This window comes from Parafrankia sp. BMG5.11 (genome assembly GCF_004337455.1).
Genome location: NZ_SJXI01000056.1, coordinates 168621 through 182578 on the forward strand (window position 1 = coordinate 168621; position 13958 = coordinate 182578).

The 13958-nt window shown below is 71.4% G+C and carries 11 protein-coding genes; 5 read left to right on the forward strand and 6 right to left on the reverse strand.

Features of this window, described 5'->3' with window-relative positions:
* Positions 1–2: 2 nt before the first annotated feature.
* From E0504_RS32365 to E0504_RS32390, 6 genes are read right to left on the reverse strand one after another with little or no spacing between them, the layout of a single operon-like run.
* Positions 3–2501 (reverse strand): type IV secretory system conjugative DNA transfer family protein, encoded by a 2499-nt coding sequence (locus tag E0504_RS32365; RefSeq protein ID WP_131626488.1) that lies wholly within the window; start codon positions 2499–2501, stop codon positions 3–5.
* A gap of 34 nt (positions 2502–2535) precedes the next feature.
* Entirely contained in the window at positions 2536–4431 is a 1896-nt protein-coding gene (locus tag E0504_RS32370; RefSeq protein WP_131626463.1) for a VirB4 family type IV secretion system protein, read from the reverse strand.
* The gene (locus E0504_RS32375) at positions 4428–5690 is read right to left on the reverse strand and encodes a PrgI family protein (RefSeq protein WP_131626464.1); all 1263 of its coding nucleotides are present in this window, start codon (positions 5688–5690) and stop codon (positions 4428–4430) included. Before E0504_RS32375 ends, E0504_RS32370 begins: the two co-directional genes overlap by 4 nt.
* Positions 5691–5699: 9 nt before the next feature.
* Positions 5700–7937, reverse strand: a complete 2238-nt coding sequence (locus tag E0504_RS53600) for a hypothetical protein (RefSeq protein ID WP_131626465.1) — start codon at positions 7935–7937, stop codon at positions 5700–5702.
* A gap of 3 nt (positions 7938–7940) precedes the next feature.
* On the reverse strand, positions 7941–8333 hold the full coding sequence (locus tag E0504_RS32385) for a pilin (RefSeq protein WP_131626466.1): 393 nt from the start codon (positions 8331–8333) through the stop codon (positions 7941–7943).
* Positions 8330–9166: a hypothetical protein gene (locus E0504_RS32390; RefSeq protein WP_243657714.1), complete on the reverse strand. Its 837-nt coding sequence runs from the start codon at positions 9164–9166 to the stop codon at positions 8330–8332. The genes E0504_RS32385 and E0504_RS32390 overlap by 4 nt, the downstream gene beginning before the upstream one ends.
* 546 nt (positions 9167–9712) lie before the next feature.
* Here E0504_RS32390 and E0504_RS32395 point away from each other — a divergent pair.
* The 5 genes from E0504_RS32395 to E0504_RS32415 all read left to right on the forward strand — a co-directional run bounded on the left by E0504_RS32395 (position 9713) and on the right by E0504_RS32415 (position 13850).
* Positions 9713–10441 carry a hypothetical protein gene (locus E0504_RS32395; RefSeq protein ID WP_131626468.1) on the forward strand — a complete coding sequence of 243 codons (729 nt, stop codon included), beginning with the start codon at positions 9713–9715 and terminating at the stop codon, positions 10439–10441.
* Positions 10441–11223 carry an SAM-dependent methyltransferase gene (locus tag E0504_RS32400; protein ID WP_131626469.1) on the forward strand — a complete coding sequence of 261 codons (783 nt, stop codon included), beginning with the start codon at positions 10441–10443 and terminating at the stop codon, positions 11221–11223. The genes E0504_RS32395 and E0504_RS32400 overlap by 1 nt, the downstream gene beginning before the upstream one ends.
* A 77-nt stretch (positions 11224–11300) precedes the next feature.
* The gene (locus tag E0504_RS32405) at positions 11301–12020 is read left to right on the forward strand and encodes a recombinase family protein (protein ID WP_131626470.1); all 720 of its coding nucleotides are present in this window, start codon (positions 11301–11303) and stop codon (positions 12018–12020) included.
* A 241-nt stretch (positions 12021–12261) separates the two neighbouring features.
* On the forward strand, positions 12262–12615 hold the full coding sequence (locus tag E0504_RS32410) for a helix-turn-helix domain-containing protein (RefSeq protein ID WP_243657715.1): 354 nt from the start codon (positions 12262–12264) through the stop codon (positions 12613–12615).
* Positions 12612–13850: a site-specific integrase gene (locus E0504_RS32415; RefSeq protein ID WP_131626471.1), complete on the forward strand. Its 1239-nt coding sequence runs from the start codon at positions 12612–12614 to the stop codon at positions 13848–13850. The genes E0504_RS32410 and E0504_RS32415 overlap by 4 nt, the downstream gene beginning before the upstream one ends.
* Positions 13851–13958 lie beyond the last annotated feature (108 nt).

Here is a 13958-nt window from a genome sequence, read left to right on the forward strand (position 1 = left end):
GGTCAGGGGACGCGGCGTGGGTCGGCGGTGGGCTGCGGCCGTGGACCGGTGGGCGCCGGGGTGGCGGGCGCGGCGGCGCGGCGGCGCAGGGCCCGGCGGATCTGGACAGCGCGGCCCGGCACCGGCGGGGGCAGCTTCTCCGTGACGACCGTGAACGCGGGGGCTTCTTCCCCGCCGACGACGAGGCGGGCGGCGGCGTGGAACACGCCGAGGTTGGCCAGGTCGTGCTCGGCGAGCCGGGGCTCGGTGTGCCGGGCGAGCCGCTTCGCGTCCGCCGGGCTCACCGTGAAATAGATCTTCGAGCGGGCGTTGGCGCCGATGCTTTCTTCCAGATGCCGAGGCAACTGGACGAGGTTCTGGTGCGCCAGGGTGATTCCGAGCCGGTAGCCACGGGCGGCGGCGAGCATGTCTTCCAACGCGTACGGAAGCGTGAGGAAATGGTGCGCCTCATCCAGGTACAAACTGGCGTCCGGCCTTTTCCCTTGAGGTAGACGCGCCCGGCGGGTGGTGGCCTGCCAGACCGCGGACACAACAATCGAACCCATCAGCGCGGCGGTTTCGACGCCGAGGGCGTCTTGGGCGATGCGGACCAGGCACACCCCGCCGTCGTTGAGCACGGCGTCCATGTCGACGGTGGAGGGGCCGGCGGCGATCGCGGCCCGCACGAACGGCCGCAGCAGGAAGCCGCGGAGTTTGTTCATCAGCGGGGCGACGACGTGGCCGCGGGCGGCGTCGGAGAGGGCTTCGTACCAGGTCCAGAAGCCGGCCAGGATGTCGTCGTCGATCTCCCCGAGCGCCCGGTGCCGGTAGGCGGTGTCGGTGAGCAGTTTCGGGAGGTCGGTGAGGACGGGGATGCCGGGCTGGGTGGCGAGGGTGAGCAGGCCGGCGCGGAAGATGTCCTCGGTGCGCGGTCCCCACGAGTCGGCGTACACGCGGCTGAAGATGCTGACCAGGTTGTCGACGGCCCGTTGCCGGTCAGGCTGGTCGAGCGGGTTGAGGCACGGCGGCCGGCTGGCGGACTCGGCGTCGAATAGGACGAGCCGGTCGAGGGCGTCGAGGGGGTAGCGGGCGAGGATGTCGATGATCTGGTCGCCCTTCGGGTCGACATTGACCACACCGCGGCGGGCAGCGACGTCGTCCAAGGTCATGCGGGCGAGGAGTTCGGACTTGCCGGCGCCGGTCGCGCCGAGGACATGCAGGTGGTGCCGGGCGTCCGGGACCCGCAGACCGACCGGCCGCGCGTGCCCGGCGTCGGTCCGCCCGATCGGGCGGACGTTCGGGGCGGGGCCGGCGACACCGGGCGGTGGGGCGACCGCTTTCGCGCCGGCGCGTTGCAGGCCGGGGGTCGCCTCGTCCACCGGCAAATGCGCCAGCGCGCCGAGCTCGGCGACCGAGAGCAGGTCGCCACGGCCGAACTGCCGAGCGGCCAGGACGGGCAGCGGATGGCGCAGCCGGATACGGCGGTAGTAGTTGTGCTCGCCGTAGGCCGCGAACGCCGACGCGATCGCGTGCGCCCGGCCGCGCAGCTGGCTGGTCACCTGGGCGGCGGTGGTCTCGTCGGTCTGTTCGTCAAGGATCGCGGCGATGGCGTAGCGGACACGGACTTCGTACTGGGCCCCGCGCTGCTTGGTGACGATGGCGCGGTCTTCCGCGGAGTGAGCCAGCGACGTCTGCGGGTCTGCCTTCACCGGGGTGGTCGCTGTCCGGCGGCGCTGCCGGGTGCGGCCGGTGTGGGGGGTGAGCAGGTCCAGCAGCCCGCCGATCAGGTGCGCGGAGCCACCGGAGCGCAGCCGGCGGGCGGCCTGGCGGGACCGGGCGACGCGGCGACCGGTGACCGGCCGGGCCAGGATCTGCACCGCCGCCCGCTGGTTGCGGGCGAGGCTGCCGGGCGCGCCGAGCAGAGCGCGGATCGGGTCAGCGTCGTGGTCCGTACGGATGGGCAGTGCTTCGGGGCGGGCGAGGCGCAGTTCACCCCCGGCGGCCAGCAGCCGCCGGCCGGGCCGGGCGATGACGGGCAGTGGCGCGCGGGCGGGGGTGGTGCGGGTGTGCGCTCCGGGCCAAGCCGCCTCGACGGCGCGTTCGACGAACCCATCGGGGACGACGCCGGGTACCCAGATCTGGATGCGGACGCCGTCGGCGGTGAACTGGTACTCCCACACCAGGTGCGGCTGGCCGATCAGACGTCGCCAGCCGGGCCGGAGTAGACCGAGCAGGTTCGCCCACAGCGCGCTCGCGCCCGCCGGGTCGACGGTGGGCGGGGCCAGCACGGTGACGAGGCGGGCTCCTGTGGTGAGCCGTTGCTGGTAGCGGCGGCGCATCCGCCGCCGCAGGGTGAGCAGGCCGGTGACGGTGAGGGCGAGCAGCGGGACGGCGACGGGTCCCCAGACCGGCGCCCATACCCGCAGATGGTCCAGCAGCTCGTGAAGGAAGCCCCAGGGGTCGGCCGGGGAGGTGGCGATCGGTGAAGTCGGCGTGGTGGCTGCCGCGGCGAACAGGTCCATGGTCACGATCTCCGTGCGGCTACTGTGGTGGCGGTCAGGCGGGGTCGAGGTAGATCTGGCCGTCGTCATCGCCCGGGTCAGCCGGTACGGCAAGATCGAGGAAGCCGTCGTCGCCCGCGTCGTCGGGGTATGCGGCGAGTTCGGCCGGGTTCGTCGTGACTAGGCGGTGCTCGACGTTCGAGGCCAGGGCCTGAAAGGCGACCCGCTGTGCCCCCGCCGCGAGGAGTCCTTGACCGCGGTCGGCGGAGAGCAGGAACTGCCGTTCACCCTGGGACAGGTCGAACACGGCAGTGATCTCGTCGATCGCCTGCGGCGCCTGCCTCAGCAAGATCTGGGTGGCGGCGTTCGTGACGATCGCCCTGCCGAGATCGGTGGCGAGCACGTCAGCCGTGTCCTGGGTGGCCACGGTGAGCCCGGCCCAGTACTTGCGGGAGGACTTCGCCATCCGGAACAGGAAGTCCGCGCCGGCGGGCTGACGCATCAGCAGCCACGCCTCGTCGACCACGACCAGGCGGGGACGGCGGTCGGCCGGGTTGGAGACCCGCCGCCACACAGCGTCGAGCACGAGCAGCGTCCCGATCGGCTTCAACTCATCTGCCAGGTCGCGCAGCGAGTAGACGACCAGGTGGCCGTCGCCGCTACCGGTGGTCGGCCCGTCGAACAGGCCCGAGAACGCCCCCGCCGTGTAGGGGTGCAGGCGGGCACCGAGCGCCACCGCCGCCGGGTCGTCGGAGCGGGCGAGAGTAGTGGCGAGATCGACCAGCAGCGGCGCCGGTCGGCCCCAGCTGCGCGGGTCGGAGCTGATCCCCACTGCCTGGTAGGTGACAGTGATCGCCGCGTCGAGGGCTGCCCGTTCGGCCGCGGTCAGCTGGCCGACCAGCACGGAGATGACGGTGTGCAGGAACAGGCTGCGGCGGACCAGCGCGTCACGCGGCGCGGTCCGACGGCCGTCGGGTGTGGTCTGGATCGGCAGGTCGAACGGGTTGATCCGCACCCCATCGCCGCCGAGGTGCAGGTAGGTGGCACCGACCGCGGCGGCAAGGCGGGCGTATTCGTCTTCCGGGTCGACGACGTGGACCTCGATACCCCGGTACAGCGAGCGCAGGAGTTCGAGCTTGACCAGATAGGACTTGCCGGCGCCGGAGCGACCCAGGAGGACCGCGTTGTGGTTGTCGACATCGCCGAACCGGTCCCAGTACACCAGCCCGTTGCTGGCGACGTTCAGCCCGTAGAGCACCCCGGCCGGAGCTAGGGACGTCGGGTCTGTGGGCGGCAGATCGGGGCTGGTGAACGGGAACGCGGCACTCAACGCTGCGGTGTCGAAGGTGCGGCGCATCCGCACCTGGTCCAGGCCCAGCGGCAGGGTGCTGACCCAGCCCTGCAAGGAGCGGTAGCTGACTGGCTTGGCGTCCAGCAGCAGGCTCGCGGCCAGCGCGCGGACAGCGGCGACCTCGTCGGCCAACTCGGCTTCGCTGGTCGCGTGGACGGTCAGGTACAGACCGAGCCTGAAGAGTTTGCCTTCGCCGCGCGCGACGCGGGCGGACAGGTCGTAGGCGTCCTCGGTCGCGGCCTCGACCTGCGGGTCGACCAGCCGGCCACGCTCATCGCCGAGCTGCCGGCCCGATTCGAGTTTCGACAGCTGGCGGCGGAGCCGGTTCGCCGCGGTGACCGCGTCGATCGGCTCGACATGCACGGCGACATCCACCCGGCCGGGATAGGTCAGCAGTGGGGCGAGCCAGCCGGCGTGGACCTCACGCGGGTAGCCGGTGATCGCCATCGTGGCCAGGAAGTCCCCGCCCACGTCCAGGTGGCGGGGCGCGATCGACAGCGCGTCGGGGACGAACGCCGCCGCGGCGGCGTCCACCGGCGCTGTCGATGGGCTGAGGGCCTGGGCCTGGGCCTGGGCGCGGCGTCGGGCTCGTCTACTCATCGGCGGTGTCCCTTCCGCGCTGGCCGTCGGGAGCCGTCGTCGGAACGCCCGGCGGGCGGACGCAGGGCTGGCGGGTTCCAGAAGTCGGGGTCGTCGGCGTCGTCGGACCGGTCGTCGTAGCCGGGGTCGGCCGCCGCGGCTGGGGTGTCGAACCCGTCGTCGTCTGGGAAGCCGTCGTCCTCGCCGGGTGGGTAGCTGTCGGGGAGATCTGCGGAGATGACCTCATCGGGGGCGGCGAGCGCGGCTGGCGGCACCAGGCCGGCGGGGTTGCAAGCGGCGGCCAGCACGCTGGTCGCCGTTCCGGCGTCCAGCGGCGTGACGACGATCCCGGCGGGTGCGAGCAGGTCGGTGGCCTCGGCGAGGCGGCGGGCGAGCCGGGTGTGCGCGGCGCGGCGGGTGGCATGTCCGGCACGGCGGGCATCGCGGGCCGTTCTGCGTCGGCCGGTCAACGCGGCCAGCGGGGACGCCCCACCGAGCCCGTCGACCGGGCCTGCGGTGACGAGCGGTTCACGGAGGACGAGCAGCACCTGCCGGGTAAGGAGCTGCATCTCGTCGGCGAGCTGGGCCAGGTAGGTGGCGTGTTCGCGGGCCGCGTGCGCGAGCGCCGGGTGGGGCAGCTGGTCGGCGGCGGCGTCGAGTTCCTGGATCTGGGTCGTCAGGTCGGCGGGCATCGCTCGCACGAGGATCTGCACGGGCGCGGTCAACGAGTGCAGGTAGCGGGCGAACACGGCGACCAGCCCGTCCTGTTCGCCGGGCGTGCGTAGCGCGAAGTTCACCGTGCTCGCGACCGCCACGACCGCCAGCCCGTCCGACCCGAGGTCGATCACGCCGACCCCGGCGTTGGAGATGACGGTTCGGGCCGGCAGCCGCAGCGGCGCCGCGTTCTGAACACCCACGTCGGACCGCCGGCCACCGGAACTGTTGGCCGTGCGGGCGGCCAACCAGGATGGGGGCGGAATCACCCCTTCGGGGGCGTTGATCCGGTGCCGAGGGCTGGTCCGCTGGCGGATCGCGGCCACCAGCAACCGGTCCACCGACAACCCGTCGCGCTGACCCAGCACGAGGCCCGCCGCGCCAGCTGCGACCGGCACGGCGACCAGTGCGAACACCGGCAACGGCACCACAGCGCGAGTTGCGGCCCAGCCGAGGTAGAGCACGATGCCGGTGAGCACGAGGATGAGCACCTGCCGGGCGGTAAGACCCGCCACAATCCGGTCCTCACGATCAACATCGGCAGGAATCCTTACCGGATGCGTCATCGGTTGTGATCACTTTCCCTTCGGGGGCTTGCGGGGACGGCGGGGCATCGCTGGCAGCAGCTGTTGCTGGTAGCGAGGTGGTACCGGCCGTGCCGGCGATGCCGGACGGGCCGCCGACGGTGGTGAGGCTGGGAGTGCACTGGCGGCTGAGGGTCGGGGCCGGTCGACCTCGACGGGGAGCAGCAGCTGACCGCCCCGGCCCACCCACGCCCCGCCGCTGCCCGGCAGGTAACGCACGCCGGGACCGGCAGCCCGACCGAAAGGCAACAGAAGTTGGCGATGCCGGGCGTTGGCCTGCGCCACGCTCCTGGCCGGACGAGGCTCCGCGGCCGGCCGGGAGCGACGGACGCGAGGCACCTGGGTGTATGGCAGGAGCAGTTGGCCGTCCGCATCCGCCTCAATCCGGTTGTCCGGGACCGTCGATCGGCCACGGCCACGGCCAGGTGCGGCAGGAGGCGAGGGCGAAGGTCCACCGCCAGGGCCCGGTGGCGACCCTCTGCCCCGCCGACGACCTGGTGGCGGAGACGGGGGTGGCCAGGCCGGCGATGGGGGCGGTGAGGGCTGCGGCGGCCTCGGTCCCCGCCGGCGGGGACCAGGAGCCGGTGACGGTGGTGGCGGTGGCGGTGGCGGTTGTGGTGGCGGCGGCCAGCCGGGAGGCGCCGGCGGTCCTGTCCGGGGCCGGCGGCGCGGCGGTGCTGGCGGCCCTGGACGGCGGCGGCGCGGAAACGGCGGTGGTGCTGGAGGTCCGCCGCGCCGGCGCGGCGGAGTGGGAGGCCCTCCACGGCGGCGTGGCGGGGAGGGGGGCCCTCCACGGCGGCGTAGACCAAGCAGACCAAGCACCCGTCCCAGGAGGTAGGCACGTGCGATACGGCCCAGAATGCTGCTGCCGTGCCCGATTCTCGGCATCATCCAGAAAGGGATCTTTACGAGGAAGTAGAGAAGGGTGATCGAGGCGAGTAGGTTCACAACCCCATCCGGGGTCGGGCCGAACAGAGTGAAACCCCCCGGAGCAAAGAACACCTTGAAGCTGGCGAGCAGCACGAACGACTGGGCAACCTGGATTCCCAGGCAGCCGAAGAACGCCCGCCACCACCAGAACGCCATCCTCTCGGTCAAGGGATGGCCGTGCCCGGCCAGCGCCAGCGGCGCCGCGCCGATGAGCGCGACCTCGATGACGATGCGGGCGATGTAGGTACACAGGAGCACGACGACGGAGCCCGCGACGAACAGGCCGAGGAAGATGACGAAGATGCTCTTGTTGACCCCGCCGCGTCCCGGCAGGATCGCCCCGATGATGATGTTTTTCAGCTGACCGGCGGCCGTGTCGGGGTTTAATCCCTGACCAAGGATCCCACCGGGCAGCGCGTTGGCGATCTGGATGGCCTTCGTGGCCAGGAACTGAGACAGCCCGGCAGCGAGGAACCCGATCGGGATACGGGGTGCGATCTCTTTGATCGTGATGCGGGACTGAACCGTGCCCAGCGACATGATTGTGATCCCACCGAACATGATCAGCGTGCCGTAAGCGGTGGCACTGATCGCCCACGACGTCGACCACATCTCCCCGATCGCGGGAAGTTGCGATGGTTCCGGAGTCGTCAACAAGGTGCGGCCGAGTAGATCCAGCAGCGGGTTGAGCGCGGCGGTCACCAGCGTGCGGAAAAACGCGGTAATGGCATCGTTGATCGCATCAGTGATCCACCCGACGATCCCGCCACCGTCACCGCCGGTGTCCGGCGCCGATGGGGTCGTCTGCGGCATCGGTGGGGCCGGGACCTCCGGCGTGGTCGCGCAGTTCGGGTCGCCGGCCGGGCACGGCCCGCCGGCGCTGCCAGTACCGGTGCCGCCGCCCTCGGGCTGGGTATCCGAGGTGTCGGGCGCGGGCTGGCTGTCCGGGGTGTCAGGCGCGGGCGTGGCGCCCCCACCCGAGGGAGCCGGCGTGGCTGGCGCTTCCTGACCCGGAGGAACCGGGGACGGTCCAGGCTGCGGATTCGGGATAGGACCGGTAACGCCAGGCGTGCCGGTGGACGGGGCAGACGCGGGGGCGGGTGGCGCGGTAGCAGCGAAGGCCACCGCGGGGAACAGGACAGCCAGCAGCAGCGTGAACGCCGCCGTCCCGGCCAGCATCATTCCCCAGCCCCGCCCGCGGTCGCGGCGCCGGGAGAAGCCCAGCCGGCGACGCGTCTGAACAGGCAACGAGCCCGGGGTGTCGGACGGGAGGACGCGGCGGCGGGAGGCGGTGGTCACGGCCTAGCCCCCGACGATCTGCTTGAGGATCTCGACGGCGACCGGCGCGAGCGCGGCCAGCCCATAGCCGTAGCCGGCGTTACGGAAGGAGTCCTTGGCCTTGCCGACCTCGCTCGGATCGCCGTTGGCGATCATGTAACGCACGCCGCCGATCGAGAGAAACACCGTCGCCAGCAACGCCAGAATTCCCATGATCCAGTTGCGGGTGTTGTTCAGGACCGTGTCCAGGTCAGGCGCCACCGGCACCCCGGGGTCAGGTACCTGAGCGAGGGCCGCCGCGTCGCCGATGAGGACGAACACCCCCACGACAGCGACGAGCACGACCGCCCGACGCCATCCGAACCGCCGGGCCGGATGGCGCTGGGCGCGGAGCTGGGGTGGCGGGGCCGGGCTCATGCCAGCGCCCTCGCGACCGCACGTGCCGGCTCGTCGGTCGGCGGGAGGGAACCGGCGAAACCGGCCGGTGGATGTGGCCGGCGTGAGGGCTCGCCGGCCGGCGGGCGCGGCGCCTGGCTGGGGGCGGCCGGGCCGGTGAGGTGGTGGAGGAGGCGCCGTTCGGCCCGTTCGCGCAGCCGGGAGGCCTGGCGGGGCGCTGTGGCGTGGCGGGCTGCCCAGGCGCTGATCGGGAGGTCGTCCAGGCGGGTCGCGGCGATCAGGTCGGCTTCGGCGTCGGTCAGGACGCCGGCGGCGACCGCGTCCGTCAGGACCTGTTCGGGACCGGACTGGACCGTCTCGGACTGGACCGTCTCGGCTGCGGCGACGGTCTGGAACAGGTCCAGGTCGGGACGCGGGGCCTCCCGCTGCTGGACGGTTAGCGCCAGCCCGGCGCGGTAGGCGGCCCAGCGCAGCCGCACCGCGATCCGCGGCAGGTCCAGGCGCACCGTGGCCGCCGCTTCGAGGAACCCAGTGAGCACCTCGGCCTGCACGTCCGCCCGATCGAGGTCGCTGTAGCCGCCGAGCCGGGCGCAGACCGCGTGCAGAGCGGGCAGTGCCATCCCGGCCGCGCCCACGGTCCACGGGCCGCCGTAACGCCGGGAGCGGCGGATCACCACCGCCCACACGGCGTCGCGAACGGCCTGCGGGCAGGAGCCGGCCAGCAGCAGGTCACGCAGCTCGTCCAACGCCACCATCCGCGGCGGCAGACCCGCCACCACCGACCCGTCCAGCGCCAACGGCGCCGGCCCGGCCACCAGCAGGCCGAAGCAGTCCCGCAAGGTCGCCAACGGCAACGCGGATACACCGCGACCGGCCGGTCGGACGGGAAAGGAAGACATTCCGTCGGGCATTACCGCCGTCCTTCACTGTCACTGAAATTCGGACAGCCCCAAGGAAGCCATACCGTGCCCAGAAAAAAGCCAGAACGATCTACCGGAGAATGCACAGAAAAGATCGCTGGCACCCAGAAGAAGCACAGTGATCTTTATTCGGCACTCTTGCCTGCCTCAGAGTCGGGGCGGCGCCAGCGGTAGCCCGAGCCTGCACAGCAGGGCCTCGACCTGCGATGCTGTGCATCTGACGAAGATCGCTGGGCATCACTACTGGACTGGCGGCCGGCAGACGGCGACGCCAGCGAGAAAAATCTTGAAAAAGATTCGAGCACCCTTTCCGGACACCACCCAGCGATCTGCCAGCGATCAATAGTTCGGTCGGACCAGGCCCCGCCCAGCGAGAAAAATCTTGGAAGAATTCGCCGGGCTGGTGTCCGAGACATGCCCAGCAGACGGTCTCCTTCTACGACCGCGGAAACACGCCCGTCGTGAAAGGCAGGACCATCAGTGCCTACCTCATCCGAATCCGACCGCAACACGATGCCGGTCGTCCCGGCGGGCCGGCCGGCGACCGTCTGGCCGTGCCCGCCAGCCACACCCGACCAGACCTCGGCCGGCTGGCTTCCGGCCGCCGTCGAACGCCTCGTCGTCACCGTCAGCCGCCCCGACGACCCGGTCCTGCTGCTGACCGAGCCACTCCCCGGTCAGCCCGACCGGCCGGCCGTGCCGGGCGACGGCGAGCTGGACGACGAACTCGCCGCCTGTGCCGGGACCGTCGCCCGACTCGGCCGGCGCGTCCAGGTCCGGACCGCGCCCGCCGACGCGTCGCCGCTACGGTCCGGGTCGAGGTCCGGGCTGGGCCGTGTGGCCGGTCCCGGTCCGGACCCCGACCGCTCCCTGCTGGTTGTCACGGTCGTGGAACCGACCCGGATCGGTTGGTTCACCCGGATCGACTGGGGCGGTCTGCTGGCCGACAGCGGCACGCTCGCCGTCGTCAGCCACTGCGACAGCTTCGGCGGCTGGCTGATCGACCCCACCGTCGAACTGGCCCTCGCGGCGGACCGCAGCGGTCTCGTGCTGCTCGATCGGATCGTCCTGCTGGAGATCCCTCTGAGCCAGCTCGACCGGCCCGTCACGTCCATCCCTGCCGGGGTGGTCGCCCAGCGGGTGCATTCCGACCTGCTGCTGTTCACGGCTGTGAACGCGCTGATGCCGCCGGCGTGGGGCGCGGCCTGATGACCGGCGAGGTCGAGACGTGGCGCTGCGACGCGCGGTGGGCGACGGTCTGGCCGACCGGCCGGCACACCACCCCGCAGACCGGCGGACCCACAGCCGTGTCGTCCTCCCCGCACGGGGACGCGACGGTGTCAGCAGCGGTCGCTGCCCACGCGATCGCGGTCTACAGCCGGCCCGGGGACGTGGTCTGCGACCCGGACTGCGGGCCGGGAGCCGTCGTGGCCGAAGCCGTCCACGCCCGCCGCCACGCCATCGGCATCACCACCAGCCCCGGCTGGTGGGAGACTGCCCGCGCCGCGCTCACCCTGGCGAAGGCCCGCGGCGCCCGCGGCGACGGAATGATCCTCGACGCACTGCCCGACCGTGAGTCCTGGACCGGACTCGGACCGGTCGACCTCGTCCTGACCGCAATCGGACCACCCGACCCCGCCAGTCCAGCCGGTGCCCGGGTGCAGGACCGGTTGACCGCCTACCGAGAGCTAACCCGGCCCGGCGGACACCTCGTCGTCATCACCGGCTACCACGTCAGCGGCGGGCTGGACCTGGCCAGCCAGGTCACTGTGGCCGGACGGCAGGTGGGCTGGCAGCCGGTCCAGCGCGCGGTCGCGCTCACCGCCGTCCCCTACACCCGCATCCTCGGCGCGCACCGCTCGCCCAGCCAAGCCCGCGCCTACCCCGCCCACCAGGACGTGATCATCTTCCGCGTCGACCACGGCCGAGCACGAACGTCCAGCCCGGCCGACGGCACGCGACGCGCCACCGCGGACCACCTGGATGCCTAACCCGCCCGCCGGTCCCACACGTGCCGCGGTAACGGCCCCCCTTTACTTCACGCTCGCCGTCTCTGGCTGGAGCCCCCATGTCTGACCTGCTGCCCATCCCCGTACTGCCGCCCGCCCCGGCCAAGCCCGAGCAGCAGCCCGGCCGGTGGTGGCGACTCACCCACCCCCGCGCCGCACGAGCCACGCGGCAGGCACGCCTGCTCGCAGACCATCACGCCTGGACCACCGAACTCGCCCGCGCCGCCCAGATCGACCTCGTCCGCGCCGGCTTCCACCTCGGCCCCGTCCCCCTCGGCTACCGCCCCCGCCGCATCACCGAACTCGGCACCGACGGACGGGTCCGCCAGGGCATCCGCCTCGCCGTCGCCCCCGGCCCCGCCCACGTCATCGCACTCATCTACCGGTGGCGCGTCGAGGACGAACTCAGCCCCCGCGCCATCGCCACCCGCCTCCGCGTCGTCCACAACGACCTTCTCGCCCCCCTGGTGAACCCCGCCACCAAGCGGCCCTGGCAGCTGACCTCCACCAACGTCGCCCGCGTCCTGGCCAACCCCGTCTACACCGGCGCCACCGTCTGGGGCCGCACCCACGCCGGCAAGCCCGTCCCACCCGAACACTGGGTCGTCTGCCCGTACGCCCACCAGCCGATCATCGACGGGCGCACGTTCTTCCGCGCCCAGCTTCTTGCCACCCCCGAAACCGCGATCATCAGTCCGCACCTGCCGCCCTGGGAGTTCTCCACCCCTCCCGGAAGCAGCCCGGGAACCGGCGGCGGGCACCAGGGGGCGACCGCGTGACATCCCCGCAGCACTTTCACCGATCTCCCGCGTGCGGCATGTCGGCCTGCGCGCAGGAGACGTCGGCCGGGCGGGAGGTCCCGCCGCGGCGACGCACACTCTCTGAGCGGCGTGCATGGATAGGGCAGGTGGGCCCGTTCCATGGCAGTCGCGGATGGAACATCGAGTCCTCGGTTCACGGCGGTCATTGCGTACCCATCCGAATTCCGGTCCATCCTCGTCGGCCGGCGGTGACGCATCGGTGAAGGGCGATCCGAACGACAGTCGAGGACCCAGGAAGCGCGCACCGGCCGAATCATCTGAGGGCTTTTCATCGGCTACCGGAGAACAGTTCCGCAAGGCGATGTCCGCCCTCACCGAAATCGCCGTACAGTGGGAAAAGGGCGACAACACCGGCAACGGTTCTAGCGCAGCGAAGATGCTCCTGACGACCTCTGAAGCGGCTGCGGTTCTCGGTATAGGCCGGACGAGTCTTTACGAACTGATCCGGTCCGGAAAGCTCGACACCATCAAGATCGGCCGCCGGCGACTGATTCCCGCGACCGCAATACCAAAGTTGATCACGACCCTCATCGAGGAATCGGAGGACCCATGACCAAGGACCCGAATCGCAAGCGCGCTAAGCGGGCAAACGGACAGGGCTCGATCTACCAGCGTGAGAGCGACGGGATGTGGGTGGGCGCGGCGTACGTCCTCATGCCGGACGGGACGCAGCGCCGCAGGCCGGTGTACGGGAAGACCTCTGACATCGTCCGCGCGAAGCTCACGAAGATCCAGGCCAGTTCGGACCAGGGAATCCCCGCCGAGGCCACCGGGTGGACGATGGAACGTTTCCTCACCTACTGGCTGAGCGACATCGTGACACCGGCGTGCAAGCCGCGCACCGTCCAGGGATATGAGGTCATCGTCCGCACGTATCTCATCCCGCAGATCGGCAAGAAGCGGCTGAACAAGCTGACCGGGATCGACGTGCGGAACCTCCTCAAGCGGGTCACGAACACCTGTCTGTGCTGCCTGCACGGCACCGACAAGCGCCGTCCCGAGGAGCAGCGCCGTTGCTGCGCGGTCGACCGCTGCTGCCAGCAGGCGCCGTCGGCCCGGCTTATCCAGCAGGTTCACAGCGTGCTGCGCAATGCCCTGTCCGCGGCGATGCGGGAGGAGCTCGTGGGCCGCAATGTCGCGAAGCTCGCCACCGTGGCGGGGCCGGTCTACAAGGTGCATCGTGGGCTCAACGCCGACCAGGCCAGCCACCTGCTCAAGCTGGCCGCCGGTGAGCGCCTGCATGCCCTCTACGTCCTCGCGCTGTACCTGGGGCTGCGCCGCGGGGAGATCCTAGGTCTGCGCTGGGAGGACATCGACTTCGCCGAGGGCACTCTCACCGTCCGGCATTCCCTGCAGCGGGTCGGTGGCCGGCTGACCCTCGTCACGCCGAAGACCAAGAACTCGGAGCGGACGCTGCCCCTGTTGGAGCTGATCGCGACCGTCCTGGAGGAGCACCGGGCCCGGCAGCAGGCCGAACGTGAGGCGGCCGGCGAGGACTGGCAGGACACCGGCCTGGTGTTCACCAGCACGGTCGGGACCCCGTTCGAGCCGGACAACCTGCGCCGCAGCTGGGAGCCTCTGCGGGTGGCCCTGGGACTGGAGGATCTTCGTTTCCACGACATCCGCCACACCTGCGTGACCCTGCTGCTGAACGCCAAGGTGCCCCCGCACATCGTTCGCGAGATCGCGGGGCACGCCAAGGTCGACGTTACGATGGAGATCTACGCCCATGCCTCGTTGGAGGACAAGCGTGCGGCGCTGCAGAAGCTGGTCGAGCGGCTGGCCTGATGTGTGCGCCGACGGCCGTCCACGTACGCCAGCGTGCGGGGCTGTTGCTACACCCGTTGCTACATAACGATCTCCATGAGACCGCTAGGAGCCGAGTTGCGAAGCGAA

Coding starts and splice junctions, on each gene's coding strand:
- E0504_RS32365 (WP_131626488.1), bottom strand. CDS start 2,501: ATGGACCTGTTCGCCGCGGCAGCCACCACGCCGACTTCACCGATCGCC.
- E0504_RS32370 (WP_131626463.1), bottom strand. CDS start 4,431: ATGAGTAGACGAGCCCGACGCCGCGCCCAGGCCCAGGCCCAGGCCCTC.
- E0504_RS32375 (WP_131626464.1), bottom strand. CDS start 5,690: ATGACGCATCCGGTAAGGATTCCTGCCGATGTTGATCGTGAGGACCGG.
- E0504_RS32385 (WP_131626466.1), bottom strand. CDS start 8,333: ATGAGCCCGGCCCCGCCACCCCAGCTCCGCGCCCAGCGCCATCCGGCC.
- E0504_RS32400 (WP_131626469.1), top strand. CDS start 10,441: ATGACCGGCGAGGTCGAGACGTGGCGCTGCGACGCGCGGTGGGCGACG.
- E0504_RS32405 (WP_131626470.1), top strand. CDS start 11,301: ATGTCTGACCTGCTGCCCATCCCCGTACTGCCGCCCGCCCCGGCCAAG.
- E0504_RS32415 (WP_131626471.1), top strand. CDS start 12,612: ATGACCAAGGACCCGAATCGCAAGCGCGCTAAGCGGGCAAACGGACAG.